This is a genomic window from Streptomyces sp. NPDC026575 (genome assembly GCF_055567415.1).
Window position 1 is genome coordinate 377,355 of record NZ_JBVHQM010000001.1, and the last position, 15,586, is coordinate 392,940.

The following is a 15,586-nucleotide window of genomic DNA, read 5'->3' on the forward strand; positions in this document are numbered from 1 at the left end:
AGAAGTGCACGTCACTCAGGTCGATGCTCACCATGACGTGATCGTGTCGGGACTTCCCTCGGGCCCGCGCAGATACGCGCGACGCTTGGTCGGGAACTTGATGCCGTCTGTTTCCTCCATGTCAGTGACGTACTGGGCGGCCGCGAAGCCGCCGGCGATTTCGCAATGGTCAGGCGCTGCGGCAAGTTGTTCCTGCGGGACTGCGCGGCGCGTGCTGTGCTGCCGACTGGGGCATGCGTGGGTGCAGGTCAGGGTTCGATGACGAGGTTCTCGATGAGGCCGTCGCTGAGGGTAAAGCAGTAGTGCAGGTCCACTGCCCCGCCAGGGAAGTTGCCCTCAAGGTGGTGTGTGGCGAGGTAGTGGTCCGGGTCGGGTGCGGTGGCAGTGGCATGAGCGCGGTGGGCGTCCAGATAGCGGGTGATCACCTCGGGCAGGGCGTCGGGACGGAAGTTCGCGCAGCGGCACGGCTTCTGCAGCAGACATCCAGTCGAGCCCGCGCTCTGCGCACGACGCTGGACGGTCTTCGGAATACACACAGCTCATGACGCAGGTTTGGGAAACCCGTTGACTCCGGCACTCACCCCCATGGCCCACTTTTGTGACCCGGTTGAGTGCGTGGCCGCGCCTGCCGGTGCGTACGGCTGAACACTCGGATGCCATAGGTCTCACAGAAGGCGAGAACGGCATGGCAGCGTTTCCGGTCCCCGGCTCACGGCGCCGAATACGTCGCGCACACGTCATCGCGGCCGGGTGCGCCATGGCCCTGTGCACGACCGTGGCAGCCCCTGCCGCCGCGGACGGCGGCACGACCACGGCCATGGCCAAACCCACCATCGTGCTGGTGCACGGGGCGTTCGCGGACGCCTCCAGTTGGAACAGGGTGGTCGAGCGGCTCGAACGCCATGGCTACACCGTCATCGCCCCCGCCAACCCGCTACGCGGGCTGTACAACGACTCCACCTACATCGCCTCCGTGCTGGACAGCATCAAGAGCCCGATCGTGCTGGTGGGCCACTCCTACGGCGGCGCCCTGATCAGCTCGGCCGCCGCGGGCAACCCCCGGGTGAAATCCCTGGTGTACGTAGCGGCACTGATGCCCGACGTGGGCGAGAGCGGCATGTCCCTGGCCGCCAGGTTCCCCAGCGAACTCGACACCGCCACGAAGTCCGTCCCCTACCGGGCCGGCGGCGGCCTCAGCGGGACCGACCTCTACCTCAAGCCCGACAGACTCCATCAGGTCTTCGCCGCCGACCTGCCGGAGAGCACCACGAGGCTCATGGCGGTCACCCAACGGCCCGTGGCAACCACCGCGTTCTCGGAGAAGGCAAAGGTGGCCGCCTGGAAACACATCCCGTCGTGGTTCCTCGTCGCGAAGCAGGACAAGACCATCAACCCCGACCAGGAACGCTTCGAGGCAAAGCGCGCGGGTTCACACACGGTGGGAATCGACTCCTCCCATGTGGCCATGATCGCCCACCCCGAAGCGGTCACCGACCTCGTCCTCCAAGCCGCCACCGCAGCCGAATCCGCCCGGCCCATGCTGCCCGACACCGGATCCAGGGCCGAGAGCGCACTCACCGGTATCGCCGCCGCCTCGTTGATCGCGGGCACAGGAGCCGTCCTCCTGGGCCGCCGACTGAGGCGCCCCACGCCCTGACGGCACTCCAGGACGGCGTTCCCTCCTGCGCCACCGGCGACCGTAAAAGGCGTACGGCCGGCTTCGATGGAGTTTTCCACCGCAAACATCACCGAGCCATCACGGGACCACTCCACAGCCACCTCGGTGGACCAGCAGCTGCGGCAGCTGTTCGACGGCATGCATGACATCCCCGCGATGATTTCGGGCCGGCGCCAGGACCTGCTGGCCTGGAACACAGCGGCCATCGTCGTACTCACCGACTTCGGCGCGCTGCCCCCGGCAGCTCGGCCACACCGGAGCCGGTCAGCGGTCGGGCGGGAAGTGGTCACCGAACATCGGCAGGCCGCTGGCGGACTCGGCGTGGGTCGCCTCATCCTGTAGGACGTCCCAATGTTCGGCGAGCTTGCCGTTTTCCATGCGCACCACGTCGGCCGCCACCGAGGCGGCGGGGCTGCCTTGGCCGCTGAAGCGGCCGTAGAGCATGACGTGATCGCCTTCGGCGAGGACGAACTGGTGCTCGTAGCGCAGGGTGTCCGGCAGCGAGCGGACCAGGCCGAACAGACCCGCGCGTCCTGGTGCGATGTGCGCGCTGTGCTGGATGTAGCGCTCGGACCAGAAGTCTTCGGCGGCGACGTAGTCACGCTTGTTGAACAGCGCGTCGAACGCTTCCAGCACCAGTGCCTTGTTCTGTTCGGGAGTAGTCATGTGGTCCTCCACGAGGTAGCCCCTGCATCCCCTCGCCCATCATCATGTCGATTGACATGGTTTTCTGCACCCGCCGCGCCGCAGAGCGCACGCGGCTGATCCTCGCCGACTCCTACTCGGAATCGAGGAAGAGTTTGGCGTGCTTGACGAACAGCTCGGGGTACTGGTGATGAGCACCGTGGTTCGCGTCGGGGTAGAGGATGAGCTGGGCGATTCCTCCTGCCGGTGTACGTCTCGAAGAAGAGCGCCTCGGTCTCGGGGGGGCATGGCTCCCAGGCCCAGTCCGCCGCGGGGCGCGGTTCAGACCACCAGCTTGCGCACCAGTTCGGGACGGTCGAGGGCGACCTGCTGCCCCACCAGACCACCCATGGAGTGGGCGAGAACGTCGATGACGGTAAGGCCGAGGGCATCAATGAACGCCTCGGCGTCCCGCGCCATCTGCTCGATGGTGTCGGGAGTCCGGCCGCCGCTGGAGGCGACGCCGGCGGCCCTGCGAGACCGGCATCGCCGATCGGCGTGGATCAGTGAAACTCGCTGGGACGCAGCTCGTCTCACCTTGCTGATTGCGTGCGCCAGAAGCCTGAAGAACAGTTCCACTCACGGCCAGGTCAACCGGGCGCGGAGCGAACCTCCGCGCCTGGACAGGTCAGTTGGCGGTGTGACCGCCATCGACGTTGAGAATATGCCCGGTGATGAATGAAGCTTCGTCCGATGCAAGGAAAACGATCGCGTCGGCAAGCTCCTTAGGGAGGCCGAGGCGACCCAACGGAACATCCGCCACCAGAGCCGCTTTGTTCTCCGGTATGCCGGTAAAGCGGGTCAGCATGCCGGTGTCTGTAGGACCAGGCGCCACGCCGTTCACGCGGATTCCAGACTTGGCGAGCTCGAGCGCCACGGACTTGGTGATGCCTTCGACGGCATGCTTGCTGCCGACATAGAGGGAGGCTCCCGCCGCACCCTCGTGCCCGTAGGTCGAGGAGATGTTGATGATGGCTCCGCTGCCCTGTCCTTGCATGACGCGCACTTCGTGCTTCATGCTCAGGATCACGCCGAGAACATTCGTGTCGAACGTCGCGGCATAGGTCTCCGCGGTCTGTTCCGTGATCGGGCCGACCTGGCCTTCGGTGCCGGCATTGTTCACCGCGACATCGAGACGGCCGAACTGTGCGACGGTCTCGTCGACCAGAGCGCGGATGTCATCCTCCTTGCGGACATCCGCGTTGATGAACTCGGCCTCGGAACCGAAAGAGCGCAGCTCCTCGGCGAGCGCCTTGCCGGCCTCATCGCGTCGACCGGCAACGACCACCTTCGCGCCCTTCTTGGCGAAGGCGACGGCGGTGGCGCGGCCGATGCCGCTGAGCGCTCCGGTGATCAGAATGACGGGCTTGTTCATTTCAACTCCTGTGCTTCTGTACTGCCGGGCGACCTGGTCTCAGACGCGTTCGCCCAGACGCGGGTGCATACTCCTTGGCTGCCTTTCACGTCTCGGCCAGTGACGAGGTCGAACTCGTTGCCTTCGGGGTCGGCGAACGTCGTCCAGCGGGCGAAGCCCTGAGTGACGTCGCGGATCCGGGACGCGCCGAGCACGATCAGCCGCTGGGGCTCGGCCTCGAAGAGGGGGCTGATGAGGTCGAGGTGGAGCCGCTTCTTCACTGACTGCGGCTCGGGGACCTGGTGGATGCTCAGCCGCGGGGTGGCCCCGTCCGGGTCGAGTGTGGGGAATTCGGGGCTCGTGCTCGGGGTGACGTTCCGCCCGAGTGCCTCGGCCCAGAAGTACGCGAGGTTCTCGGCGTCGGCGGCGTCGACGCTCAGTCCGCACACGGTGCTCCTCATGAACGTTGCCTCTCAGGGCAGGCAGGTTCAGATGGCGGTGCGGCCGCCGTCGACGGCGATGGTCGCGCCGGTGACGTAGCCGGCCTTCGGCGAGACGAGGAAGGCGACGACCTCGGCGATCTCTTCGGGCTCTGCAGCGCGCTTGATCGCGGTGGTCTCGGCGAGCGCGTCGAAAAGGTCGCGGGCCTCGGGCCGGGTGTAGACCGGTCCGGGGGCGACGGTGTTGAAGCGGACGCCGCGGCCGCTGTACTCGGCGGTCCAGCCCCGCGTCAGTGCCGCCAGCGCGGCCTTGGTCGCGCCGTACGCGGCGCCGGTGGCCAGGCCGAGGCTGCCGGCCATGCTGCCGATGTTGATCACTGCGCCCGATCCCTTCGCCGCCATCGCCGGGGCGAACGCGGCGACGAGGAAGAACGGCGCGCGGACGTTGCTGGCGAACATCGCGTCGTACTCGGAGACCTTCATCTCCTCGGTAGGTGCCCAGATGGCTTGCCCGGCGTTGTTGACCAGGACGTCGATCTCGCCGACCTCGCCGGCGAGTCGGTCGATGCCGGCCGCGTCCTCAAGGTCCGCCTCGACAAACCGGGCGTGGCCGCCGGCCGCGGTGATCTCGTCGACGACCCCGGCACCTCGCTGAGCGTTGCGGCCGACCACGACAACGGACATTCCATCGGCAGCGAGCCGCTTGGCGACCGCCCGGCCGATGCCGGACGTGGCCCCGGTGACCAGGGCGGTAATGGGATGCAGTTCGAGGTTTTCGTGCTCCACAGACATGGGATGCACCTTCCAAATTTGTCATCCAGACCGGTCTGTCTGGTAACACCTCAAACCTAGACAGACCGGTCTGAATATGTCAAGAGGAACGCGCGACCAATAAAGACAGACAGACCTGTCTGCTACTATGCGGGTATGTCTGACAAGGTGCTGTCACCGAAGGAACGCAGCGCGGCAGCGCGGGCGCGACTGCTGGCCGCCGCCAACGAGCTGTTCTACGCCGAGGGTGTCCAGTCGGTCGGGATCGACCGCGTCATCGAGCACGCCGGAGTCGCGAAAGCAACGCTGTACAGCGCATTCGGCAGCAAGGACGGCCTGGTCCGCGCCTACCTGCAGGCACGGCACGCCGCGACCGCCGAGCGCATGGCACACGAACTCGAGACCCGTTACGACACCCCGAAGGAGCGCCTGGTCGGCGCGTTCGAGGTGCAGGGTCTCTCGTTCACCGAGCCGGGATTCCGTGGCTGCGCGTTCATCAGCGCGAGTGCCGACGCCCCACCCGGTGGTGTCGTCGAACAGGCCGCGCAGGACTACCGCACCTGGCTGCACGAACTCTTCTTCGACCTCGCCCAGCAGGCAGGCGCCAAGGACGCGAAGTCACTCGCCCACCAATTGGTACTGCTCTACGACGGTGCCGGGATCAGCGCCTGGCTGGACCGCGACCCCAGCGCCGAAACCGCGGCCCGCACCGTAGCCGCCACCCTGGTCGACGCCGCCATCCCAGACCGAGACGGAACACCCCACGGCGACCACGATCACCAAACCTCGCATTCCTTGCCTTCGCCGGGATAGCCGCGACTCTGATCTGCTACCGCCGGCTCTCCGCCTGAGACGGCGCTCAGGTATTGGCGCCTCGTGCCGTTACCTGCCAGCGGTCGATCACCTCGCGGTCTCGGACGACCAGTAGCTCATCGGCGAGATTTACCGGCGTGCATATGTGGTTGGGGACGACAGCGACCAACGCCCCGAGGTGTGGCCCCCGCACCCCTTCCGGAAGCCGGACAACGGCGTGGTGCTCCCACAACCCAGCGATGGTTGCCTGCGGGAACTGGGGCAGGTAGCCGTGGCCCGTCACCCAAGGCGACCGGTCGGAGCCGAGGACCTTGCTACCGACATCAAGCACAAAGCGGTCAGGGGCGGGAACGCTGATCACCGTCGCCGCAGCGACCAGCGCCAGATCCTCCACACCGCATGTGCCGATGGCCAACTGGGTGGCGTCATTGAAGACGTAGACACCGGGCCGCAACTCGTTCACCGCACCCGGCTGCCACTGCCCCACCGTCGGAGTCGACCCACCGCTCACCACACGGACGTCGAGTCCAAGGTCACACAGCGCCTGTGCGGCCTCGCCCAGCACGCGCTCCTCGTCTCGTGCGGCGCGCTCGCGCGCCTGCGCGTGGTGACCGTAGCCGTGTCCCGGGAACGTGAACACCCCGACGACATCCAGTCCGGCGTCAGCAGCCGCGTTCCCGACCTCACCAGCAGCGTGAGGCTGTACTCCCGTCCGTTGACTCCCGCTGTCGACCTCGACGAGCACCTCGACCGGCCGGGCGCTGCCGCGCACGGCATCTCCCAGCTGCTGGGCGCCTTCGACTGACTCGACACCGACTCTCAGGGCTACGTCGTGCGCCAATCGGCGCAGCCGCCGTGCCTTGTCGGCATCGAGCCACACGGGGTAAGCGATGAACAAGTCATCCACGCCGACCCGGGCGAACGCCTCGGCCTCACTGATCGTGGCCACCGACAGCCCGCGCGCACCGGCCCGAAGCTGACGGTCAGCGATCTGCGCGCACTTATGGCTCTTGGCGTGCGGGCGCAGGGCGAACCCTTGGGCCCGCGAAACCCCGGCCATTCCCGAGATGTTTCTGTCCAGAACGTCCGGATCGACCACGAGTGCCGGCGTAGCCAGCCCATCGGGCAGCGGTATCGCCATCCATTGCCTCCCACCACGGAAAACGTCGGGATGATCATGACAGGTCAGCGGACCATGCCCACAGGGCCATACCAAGGGGCACACGTACCAATCGAGACGACCTCTTACAACGGCTAACACAATGAGGTGGATCAGTCCTGGTGGCCATGTCCGGGGCGGGAGTTGAGCGTTCGTTCCCGTGTGGGGACGTCACCGTGGATCGTGTCGGATGAGCTGTGGGACCGCTTGGAGCCGCTGCTTCCGCAGCGCGAGCGACGCTTTCGGAATCCGGGCCGCAAGCCGTTGCCGGACCGGGAGGTGCTGTGCGGAATCCTGTACGTGTTGCACACGGGGATCCAGTGGGAGTACCTGCCCAGGAAGCTGGGCTTCGGCTCGGGCATGACGTGCTGGCGCAGGCTGCGGGACTGGAACGAGGCCGGTGTCTGGCAGCGGCTGCACGAGGTCCTGCTTGCTGAGCTGAACGCGGCCTTACAGCTGGACTGGTCTCGCTGTGTGGTCGACTCCTCCCACGTCCGGGCGCTAAAAGGGGGCAGCACACGGGTCCGTCGCCGGTCGACCGCGGCCGGGCCGGCTCGAAGCACCACCTGATCACCGACGGGCACGGCACCCCGCTCGCGGTCCTGCTGACCGGCGGCAACCGCAACGACGTCACCCAGCTGATCCCGCTGCTCGATGCGATCCCGCCCGTCCGCGGCCGGGTGGGTCGTCCGCGCCGCAAGCCCGACTCGCACTTCGCCGACCGCGGCTACGACCACGACATCTACCGCGACCAGGTCCGCGCTCGCGGCATCGTTCCAGCCATCGCCCGCCGTGGCACCCGGCACGGCACTGGGCTGGGTACTTACCGGTGGGTGGTCGAGCGCACGTTCGCCTGGCTGCACGGCTTCCGGCGACTGCGCATCCGATGGGAACGCAGGGCGGACATCCACGAGGCGTTCCTCAGACTCGCCTGCTGCCTGATCACCCAGCGACAACTCAGCTCATTGTGTTAGCCGTTGTACTAATCGTTCCTCCGTTCGGCCCAACTCCGGGTCGCTGAGGATCTCGCGCGAACCTAGCGTCTTCCACTAGGGCCGGTCGCCAGCCGGACGACCGGCTGACCGCCCAGAGCCTGCGGTCAGGAGGAGCGCAATGAGCGGGGTACCGAAGTGGGGCAGCGAACAAGAACCTGCCCCGACGCCCGAGGAGATCCAGGCCAGGATCGGAAAGCGCCTGGACGACGTTGCCAAAATCCTGGCTGGCGCCCTCGTCGCCGTTGCCGGCGTCATGACCCTCCTTGGCCTCAGCAGCGACGTCGTGTTCGTTGCCCTCAACAACGACTCGTGGCCCATCTATGTGGCCTCGCTCTGCGCCATCCTCGCCATCGTCTGCAGCATTGTGGCTCTGCTCGTCCACCCCACACGGCGGGGCAACCTGTGGGAGACCGTTGTGCTCATTCTCGGGGTGATCCTCTATATGGCGGCTCTGAGCGTGGCGGTTATCGGCGCGGCAAAGGCTGCTGGGGGAAACGGGCGGCCGACCATCACCAACATCAAAGTCGAGGGCCCTCGGTCCAATCTGAAATTGCGTTTCGATGTTCATGCTGACGGCGTCGAGACGGGGGCGAGCATTAATGTGTTTGTAAACGCTGTCAGGGCCGACTTGTCCGAGGCTGTTGTTGAGTCGGTCGACGCCTACTCAAGTGAGCTCAGACCCAACGACAAGGGCGTGGTCGAGCAGCGGGTCAGTATGCCGATGTCCCTTCCACCACAGGCCGCAGGCATCAGCATCATGGCCCTCAATGCGGGCGACGGAACCAAGGACGAGTGCGGCTCGCTCACACAGCGCGGGCCGACGTGCGCAAGGTTCCGGGTTCCCTAGCAGCACGGGATCGCATCGAGCAGAGGGATCAACCGGGTGACGTCGTTGCGGCCCCGGACACGACCATCAGGACTGATCCACCTCATTGTGTTAGCCGTTGTTAGTGAGCGTTTGATTCGCTTGTCGGCCATTTCATGGTGATTTCCGAAGGCCAGGCATGAGCGCCAACCCAAGCGATCCGTCGAAAATATGGCTTCTGTGGCAATCAGCAGACCAGTTGTGCGCCGGTTTCCACGCACAAACTCCGTCTCATTTAGAAATCTACCGGTTCACGCGAGATTGAGAACGCACGCCCCGGTGCAACCGACACCCCTGCACACGCCCTGCCCAGGTTGGCCACCACCGCATACCCAGGCATCATGCAGCCCTCACGCCCCTACCCAAGCGACCTGTCCAACGCCCGCTGGGAACTCATCCGCCCCACCCTCGAAGCCTGGCGTCAGGCCCGCAACGGCATCCGCAAACCCACCCACGACCTGCGCGCCCTGATGAACGCCATCCTCTACATCGACCGCACCGGCATCCCCTGGCGCTACCTGCCCCACGACTTCGCTCCCCACCAGACCGTCTACGGCTACTTCGCCCACTGGGAAGCCGACGGCATCTTCGACCAGCTCACCGGCCTGTTACGCGGCAAAGTCCGCCAGGCCGAAGGCCACTCGAGCCACCCCAGCGCCTGCCTGATCGACAGCCAGAGCATCAAAACCTCCGCCACCGTCCACCTGACCAGCCAAGGCATCGACCCGGCAAAGAAAATCATCGGTCGCAAGCGGCACATCGTCACCGACACCCTCGGCCTCCTACTGGCCGTGACCGTCACCGCCGCGAGCGTCCACGACTCCGCCGCCGGCACCCAACTCCTGACTCGAGTCCGCCAGCGCCACCCCACCATCACCAAAGCCTGGGCCGACAACGGCTACAAGACCAAAGCCGTGGAACAAGCCGCCAACCTCGGCATCGACCTCGAAATCGTCCAACGCGACCCCACCACCCGCGGCTTCCACGTCCAGCCCCGCCGCTGGGTCATCGAACGCACCCTCGGCTGGCTCATGCACCACCGCCGCCTGGCCCGCGACTACGAAACCCACCCACACCGATCAGCCGCCATGATCCAACTGGCCGCCATCAACCTCATGACCCGCCGCCTCACCCACGAAACCACCACCAACTGGCGTGACAGCTAAGCCAAATGAAACAGACAACAGAGAATCAAACGCTCACTTCCGCTGCTCACGGTCAGCCCGGCTCCGGGGCTCCCGGTAGAGCCGAACAACTGGGTGTCCGTGAGTGGTGATGACATCAAACTGCTGGCCGACGGCATTGGCGCGTCCGTGCTGTCCCTCGGCTCGCCCCCGCACAACCCATCCGACATCGCCACCCGCATGCTCGCCGACGGGCTGGGCCTGCGGCGCTCCGGTCCAACGTTGTACAGCGATATGAGGCTGGACCCCGCCGGTAAGGTGCTGGCACAGGCGCAGGCATCTCTCGCCCGGCTCGGCGGGCTGGTGGCACCTCAAGGCTCATCTCTCTTCGCATACATCCAGCCGGAGCAGGCCGAGACCCCGCTGCGGGAGGAATGGCCCGATCCCGAACAGCCGGGTCAGGACTGGCTGACCGGGCGGGCCCCGATCAATAACTCAGCCACCAGCCAGGAGATTCTGCCCAAGGCCCTCGGGGCCGGTCCTGGAGAGGAGGCTCTCGCCCACTACCAGCGGGCGCACACGGTCCCCAACTGGATGGCCACGACCGAGCGGTTCATTGAATCGCAGGCTGCTGACCTTATGGAAGCCGCTGCTGTGCCCGGCGAGACATCGGACATGAAGCAGGCGTATGACCGCGGGGCCGCGCAGGCCCTTGCCGAGCTGCGCGAGCTCGTCAACAAGCGGCTGGAGCAGCCATGATCCGAACGGTGCTGAGCTTCGAGCCCGTCGGGGAGTCCCCCATGGCCCAGGTAATGCTCAAGCTTGAGGATGCCCCGACCAACATCCCGGCCATGGGCCACAACGCCCCGATCGAGGTCTCCGACCCGGGTGGCTCTGTCATGGAGCGGGGCAAGGAGCTGCTGGCCCGCCTTTCCCAGCACCCCGCGGTGAACGCGGGACTGGCGGCCGCACTGGCGCAGTCGGTGGACTGCCCGCTCTACTTCCGTGTGGTCTCCTCCGATGCCGACCGGCTGCCCTGGGAGCAACTCTGCGACACCGAGCACGGCTTCTTCGTCCTCGACCCGCGCTGGCCGATCGTGCGCATCGCTAGACGCCACCAGGAAGTCACGGAGCGGGGCTTCTCCCGCCCCCTGCGGCTGGTCGCGGTACTGTCAGCTGCCCGGCGCTCCGGGGTGCCGCAGGCCGAGACATTGCTGTCCGCTGTCCGCTCTGCCGATGCCGACGCCATTGACGTCCAGTTGCACATCATCAGCGGCGAGACCGCGGTGCTCAACGCCGTGACGGCCGCAGGACTTCCGGGGAAGGCGACGGCCGAACTCATACCGACCAGTGCTCCGAAACTCGCCGCGAAGATCACCGATGCCCAGCCGCACGTCCTGCATCTGCTGTGCCACGGAGGGGCAAGTGGCGGAGTGAGCACACTGGCCTTCGCCCATTTCGCCGACTTCGAGGCAGCGGAGGGCGATGGGGCGGAGGGACTGCTTGACGAGTCTGGCTCCCTGCACCTGAAGCTGCCCCATCTGATCAGGGCCCTGAAGCCCTGCGACCCTTGGCTGGTCGTGCTGAGCGCCTGTCAGTCCGCCGAGGTATCGGAGACACAATCACTGGCGCATGATCTGGCCAACGCAGGGCTTCCAGCCGTCGCAGGGATGCGCAGACAGGTCGGCCTAAGGGCTGTCCCGTAATCCCTGGTGGATCAGCGGACGGCGTCAGATGCGGTGCATCGCAAGGCGGAGGGGCGTCCGGATACTGGGCGTATCCGGGCGTTCCGACAACGCGGCGAGGTGCCGTAGCTGTCGTCGTGCGCCCGCCAGGGATTGCGGGACAGCCCTTAGGTGACACCAACCAGTTCTGCGCGGCGCTCTACCCCGAGGTGCTCGCCACGGTGCGGGCGGCAGTGTCCCCCGGCCCTCGCCGCTCCCGTGAACTCGACTGGGCCACTGTCTTCACCAATCCCCGCATCGCGATGGCCGGACGGGATCCAACTGGGGCTGACGGCTGGTCCGATCCCGTCCTCTATGTGCAGAACGACCCGCTGCGGGTCTTCCCCGGCTCCGACGCCCTGCCCCCCGCTGATTTCTCCACGCTCCGTGGGCAGCTGGACTTCTGGGAAGCCTACGTAGCCACCTTCGACCCGCGGACCGGCGACCCCAAGTTGCTGGAGATAGTCCAGCGGCGGATCACCGAGCTTCGCATCCAGTTGGGACTGGGGAACCCATGACCGAAGTCCTTCCCGAAGAGATCCAGATCAACGCTTGGACAGGTGAAGAGGCCCCGCGGACCGCTCTCGGCCAAGGTGCCGACCGCGGGGGGGCGCGACCCAAGAGCATCCCGCACCGCCAGGATGCGCTGCCGTTCGGTTCCCCCGCCGACATGCGCGAGTGGGGAGCACTGGACGTTGGGTACGGCGTACTGCTGCCGGAGCCGGAAGACTCAGGTCTGGCAGACGCGGCGAAGGCGGCCGGCGCCGATGCCCCAGAGTCTGTGCAAAGGCTGCTGGCCGAACGCCCCGGCACCGTGGTGCTGCGCTGGCGTCCGAGACTGGAGGGCCGCTTCCTGCGCCGCTACTACCCGGAGGAGGAACCGGAGGAGCCCACGATAGGTCTGAGCCCCTTCGGCGTGGCCCGCGGTTGTCTACCGAAGTACGTGGTGATCATCGGCGGCCCGGAGATCATCCCCTGGTATGTGCAGTACGCGTTGGGCACCCGGCATGCGGTCGGGCGGATTCCACTGTCCGGAGACGCATTGGGAAACTACATCGACGCACTGCTGTCCGGCTGGCAGGGCACCACGACCGCTCTGGACCGGGCCCTCGGCTGGACGGTCATCCACGGCCCCCAAGACATCACCGCCCTGATGAATTCGGCCATCGCCAAGCCTCTGGCCGAGAATCTCACCCCGCCGCCGCTCACCGCGTTCCGGCAGCTCGTCGGGGAAGAGGCGACTGCAGCCGCGCTGTTGCGGGAGCTCGAGGAGACCTCACCGGGCCTGGTGGCCACGTCCAGTCATGGGCAGACCGGCCCGTTGGGCGACAAGGAGGCGATGCGGGCAGCGCTGGGCCTGCCCGTCGACGTGTCTCATGCGATCGTACCGTTGCGGGAGTTGTGCGAGCGGATGCCGCCCGGCTCTATCTGGTACGCACAGGCATGCTGTTCGGCGGGCGCCAGCGGAGACAGCCTGTACACCGGGCTGCTGCCAGAAGGCAGTTCTGCTCTGGGCACGGTGTCGGCTGTGGCGGGCCTAGGGCCGATGGTGGCACCCGCCACCCTGCAGCTACTCGGCCGACCAAATCCGGTGCGGGCCGTGCTGGGTCATGTCGAACCTACGTTCAGCTGGACACTCAAGGTGCCTGAGACCGGACAGAAGCTGGGCGAGCGGATCGCCTCCGCACTGTCCTCGCATTTGTACGCTGGCGAACCACTGGGCTTTGCGCTGTCCGAGTACCGGGCCGATGTGGGGAAACTGCACGCCCAGTGGGCGAGCATCTACAGCAACCTGGCCAACGGAAAGACTGCATTCCGCCCTGCGCTGACCCGGCTACGTGTGGCCGCACTCGACCGGCAGAGCCTCGTACTCCTGGGCGATCCGACGGTGGCGTTCCCAGCAATCCTGTGAGCAGCCTCAGCCCGCCGGACAGGAACGCCCAGCTCACAGTGCCGCGTGCCGCGATGCCCGCCAACCGAAGTACTCAGCCCCGCCAACTGAACCGCTTATCCGCCAACTGGGACGCTCGGTCACAACAGTGTGGTCGGGTAGCCGGAGACCATTGCTGATCCCCGGCCCCCTCAGAACCGGACGTGCGAGCTTTCCCCGCATCCGGCTCAAGCAAGCCACGAGGGCTTCGCAGGTCAGCAGGGTTATGTGGTCCTTTTGCTGTCGCCAGCGTGGTGCTGTCGATGGCATTCGGAGTGCACGGGGCGAAGGTTGTTCCGCTCGTCCGTTCCGCCGTCTCGTCGGTAGGTGAAGTGATGCTTGTGGAGCATCTTCTTCGAAGCCGCGAACCAGTTGATCCACTCGCGTGGACTGTCCGGTTCGTATTCGGCTCCGACGATCAGCGCCTGCTTGCAGAGAGGACAGAGCCCCTGCTGCCGGACCGCCAGGAGAAGACTCGTCTTGTCCATCGGCGGCGGCGCTTTCCTGCGGCGGCGGTCCCGCCAGTACTCGATCAGCGCGGAATCATCCAAGGACGCTCCGCCCTTGACGAGCTGGTGGCGGACGATGCCGGTCCAGGCGAATTTGATGAGGAAGGCGCCGCTGTCGCGGTCGCCGAACACCCACCGATCACGCCGGGACGGGTGGAATCTGCCGAAGTACCGGGCCGCAACCCAGTGACTCGACTTGTTGCGGTGACGGCGCCTGGCCCACTTGAAGGTCAGCCGCCACATGTAGTGATCCAGCGACGAGAACGTCGTCGTGGACGCCACCGCCCGGTAGTAGGCGGCCCAACCGCGAACGATCGGGATCAGCCTGCGCAACACGGCCTCGGCATTGGACCCGTGCAGGGTCTTCACCTCGGTCCGTAAGCGCGCCCGGAGCCTCGCGCAAGCCGCTGTGCTCGGCTTGATGATCAGCTTTCCGCCCGTGCGGCGGACGGTGAAACCGAGGAAGTCGAACCCCTTATCGAGGTGAACGACCTGGGTCTTCTCCTCGTTGAAGCGAAGACCCCTCGGCGCCAGCCAGTCCTCCAGCCGGGCCCTGACCTGATGCGCCTGTTCCTCGTCGTGACAGAGCACAACAAAGTCGTCGGCATACCTCACCAGCACCGGAGTGCCCGGCATGGCTCCGGGCTCGCGCCCGGCCCGCACCGTGTATTGGCACCCTGCGGCCTGTTCCAGTCCGTGCAGAGCAACGTTCAGCAACAGCGGGCTGATCACACCGCCTTGAGGAGTGCCCTCCTCGGTCGGTGCGAACCGGCCGCGGTCGATCACGCCCGCCTTCAGCCAGCCGCGGATCAGGTCCCTGGCCGGGAACTGGCCGAGCATGGTCATGAGGTGGTCATGGTCGATGCGGTCGAACGCCGCCGACAGGTCCGCGTCCAGGACCCACAGACGTTTCGGGTTCTTGCCCTTCACCGTCCAGAAGATCGCGGATATCGCGTCCTGGCAGCTGCGGCCGGGCCGGAAGCCGTAAGACCTCGGCTCGAACCGCGCTTCCCACTCGGGCTCCAGCGCGTTCTTCACGCGGGCCTGGAGGACCCGGTCACGGATGACCGGGATGCCGAGTGGTCGCTGTTTCCCGTTGCTCTTCGGGATGAACACTCGCTTGACCGGCCTGGCCTTCCAGGGTTTCGACGACCGATGGATCTCGGCCGCCAAGGTGCCTCTCGCCTTCGGCGTGAGAGCCTGTTCCCCGTCGATGCCAGCGGTCATGCGACCACTGCTCTGCTGCGTTACCCGCTTCACGCTGATCAGCGTGTTGCTGCGGCTTCGCAGCATGAGCTTCTGCAAGTTGCGGACCTTCTTGAGGTCCCCGTCCTGCGTTGCCTTGAAGATCCTCTGCCGCAGCCGCCGTACGTTCTCCTCGCAGGTGGCCCAGTCGATGCCGTGCCAGTCGAGTAAGTCGTCCTCGGGTCCGTTCACCGCAGGCGAGGACGTCACGACAGGTGCCGCGATCTCCATGTTCGCCTCCGGTGTCTAACTTGTCCCTCGGTTCCGGCTTCCTTGCAGTGGTGACTTCAAAGGC

General features: G+C 66.3%; 18 protein-coding genes. 10 read left to right on the forward strand and 8 right to left on the reverse strand.

The features are described from left to right. Window positions 1-248: 248 nt before the first annotated feature. The gene (locus tag ACZ4NB_RS01805) at window positions 249-536 is read right to left on the reverse strand and encodes a hypothetical protein (protein WP_467657626.1); all 288 of its coding nucleotides are present in this window, start codon (window positions 534-536) and stop codon (window positions 249-251) included. A 149-nt stretch (window positions 537-685) separates the two neighbouring features. On the opposite strand from ACZ4NB_RS01805, the gene ACZ4NB_RS01810 reads away from it, so the two are divergent. Both ACZ4NB_RS01810 and ACZ4NB_RS01815 read left to right on the forward strand, forming a co-directional pair. Further along, window positions 686-1,657: an alpha/beta fold hydrolase gene (locus tag ACZ4NB_RS01810; protein ID WP_467657628.1), complete on the forward strand. Its 972-nt coding sequence runs from the start codon at window positions 686-688 to the stop codon at window positions 1,655-1,657. Between the two features lie 66 nt (window positions 1,658-1,723). Continuing rightward, window positions 1,724-2,020 (forward strand): MmyB family transcriptional regulator, encoded by a 297-nt coding sequence (locus ACZ4NB_RS01815; protein ID WP_467657629.1) that lies wholly within the window; start codon window positions 1,724-1,726, stop codon window positions 2,018-2,020. On the opposite strand, the gene ACZ4NB_RS01820 is transcribed toward ACZ4NB_RS01815, so the two are convergent. The 5 genes from ACZ4NB_RS01820 to ACZ4NB_RS01840 all read right to left on the reverse strand — a co-directional run bounded on the left by ACZ4NB_RS01820 (window position 1,943) and on the right by ACZ4NB_RS01840 (window position 4,948). Further along, entirely contained in the window at window positions 1,943-2,344 is a 402-nt protein-coding gene (locus ACZ4NB_RS01820; protein WP_053924797.1) for a nuclear transport factor 2 family protein, read from the reverse strand. The genes ACZ4NB_RS01815 and ACZ4NB_RS01820 overlap by 78 nt on opposite strands. A gap of 300 nt (window positions 2,345-2,644) precedes the next feature. After that, window positions 2,645-2,941 (reverse strand): alpha/beta fold hydrolase, encoded by a 297-nt coding sequence (locus ACZ4NB_RS01825; RefSeq protein WP_467657630.1) that lies wholly within the window; start codon window positions 2,939-2,941, stop codon window positions 2,645-2,647. A gap of 49 nt (window positions 2,942-2,990) precedes the next feature. Next, window positions 2,991-3,737, reverse strand: a complete 747-nt coding sequence (locus tag ACZ4NB_RS01830; RefSeq protein ID WP_467657632.1) for an SDR family NAD(P)-dependent oxidoreductase — start codon at window positions 3,735-3,737, stop codon at window positions 2,991-2,993. Next, window positions 3,734-4,177 carry a VOC family protein gene (locus ACZ4NB_RS01835; protein ID WP_467657633.1) on the reverse strand — a complete coding sequence of 148 codons (444 nt, stop codon included), beginning with the start codon at window positions 4,175-4,177 and terminating at the stop codon, window positions 3,734-3,736. Before ACZ4NB_RS01835 ends, ACZ4NB_RS01830 begins: the two co-directional genes overlap by 4 nt. Before the next feature lie 27 nt (window positions 4,178-4,204). After that, window positions 4,205-4,948, reverse strand: coding sequence for an SDR family NAD(P)-dependent oxidoreductase (locus tag ACZ4NB_RS01840; RefSeq protein WP_467657634.1), 744 nt, complete (start codon window positions 4,946-4,948; stop codon window positions 4,205-4,207). 135 nt (window positions 4,949-5,083) lie between these two features. On the opposite strand from ACZ4NB_RS01840, the gene ACZ4NB_RS01845 reads away from it, so the two are divergent. Then, complete coding sequence (locus ACZ4NB_RS01845) at window positions 5,084-5,740, forward strand: TetR/AcrR family transcriptional regulator (RefSeq protein ID WP_467657636.1); 657 nt, start codon at window positions 5,084-5,086, stop codon at window positions 5,738-5,740. Between the two features lie 46 nt (window positions 5,741-5,786). Here ACZ4NB_RS01845 and ACZ4NB_RS01850 read toward each other — a convergent pair whose 3' ends face one another. Beyond that, window positions 5,787-6,881 carry an alanine racemase gene (locus ACZ4NB_RS01850; protein WP_467657637.1) on the reverse strand — a complete coding sequence of 365 codons (1,095 nt, stop codon included), beginning with the start codon at window positions 6,879-6,881 and terminating at the stop codon, window positions 5,787-5,789. Between the two features lie 180 nt (window positions 6,882-7,061). Between ACZ4NB_RS01850 and ACZ4NB_RS01855 the strand changes: the two genes are divergently transcribed. The 7 genes from ACZ4NB_RS01855 to ACZ4NB_RS01885 all read left to right on the forward strand — a co-directional run bounded on the left by ACZ4NB_RS01855 (window position 7,062) and on the right by ACZ4NB_RS01885 (window position 13,519). Further along, window positions 7,062-7,873 (forward strand): IS5 family transposase gene (locus ACZ4NB_RS01855; protein ID WP_467657638.1). Its coding sequence is split into 2 segments (ribosomal slippage): window positions 7,062-7,385 and window positions 7,388-7,873, totalling 810 coding nucleotides; the frame shifts between segments, so codons are not numbered across the junction. Between the two features lie 139 nt (window positions 7,874-8,012). Then, the gene (locus tag ACZ4NB_RS01860) at window positions 8,013-8,741 is read left to right on the forward strand and encodes a hypothetical protein (RefSeq protein ID WP_467657639.1); all 729 of its coding nucleotides are present in this window, start codon (window positions 8,013-8,015) and stop codon (window positions 8,739-8,741) included. Between the two features lie 359 nt (window positions 8,742-9,100). Beyond that, complete coding sequence (locus tag ACZ4NB_RS01865; RefSeq protein ID WP_467657641.1) at window positions 9,101-9,925, forward strand: IS5 family transposase; 825 nt, start codon at window positions 9,101-9,103, stop codon at window positions 9,923-9,925. A 99-nt stretch (window positions 9,926-10,024) separates the two neighbouring features. Then, window positions 10,025-10,642: a hypothetical protein gene (locus ACZ4NB_RS01870; RefSeq protein ID WP_467657642.1), complete on the forward strand. Its 618-nt coding sequence runs from the start codon at window positions 10,025-10,027 to the stop codon at window positions 10,640-10,642. Beyond that, complete coding sequence (locus ACZ4NB_RS01875) at window positions 10,639-11,589, forward strand: CHAT domain-containing protein (protein WP_467657643.1); 951 nt, start codon at window positions 10,639-10,641, stop codon at window positions 11,587-11,589. The genes ACZ4NB_RS01870 and ACZ4NB_RS01875 overlap by 4 nt, the downstream gene beginning before the upstream one ends. A 116-nt stretch (window positions 11,590-11,705) precedes the next feature. Continuing rightward, window positions 11,706-12,125 (forward strand): hypothetical protein, encoded by a 420-nt coding sequence (locus ACZ4NB_RS01880; protein ID WP_467657644.1) that lies wholly within the window; start codon window positions 11,706-11,708, stop codon window positions 12,123-12,125. Continuing rightward, a complete protein-coding gene (locus tag ACZ4NB_RS01885) occupies window positions 12,122-13,519 on the forward strand; it encodes a hypothetical protein (RefSeq protein WP_467657645.1) in 1,398 nt (465 codons plus the stop codon). The genes ACZ4NB_RS01880 and ACZ4NB_RS01885 overlap by 4 nt, the downstream gene beginning before the upstream one ends. A 242-nt stretch (window positions 13,520-13,761) precedes the next feature. On the opposite strand, the gene ltrA is transcribed toward ACZ4NB_RS01885, so the two are convergent. Then, the gene (gene ltrA / locus ACZ4NB_RS01890) at window positions 13,762-15,522 is read right to left on the reverse strand and encodes a group II intron reverse transcriptase/maturase (protein ID WP_467657646.1); all 1,761 of its coding nucleotides are present in this window, start codon (window positions 15,520-15,522) and stop codon (window positions 13,762-13,764) included. Window positions 15,523-15,586: the final 64 nt, after the last annotated feature.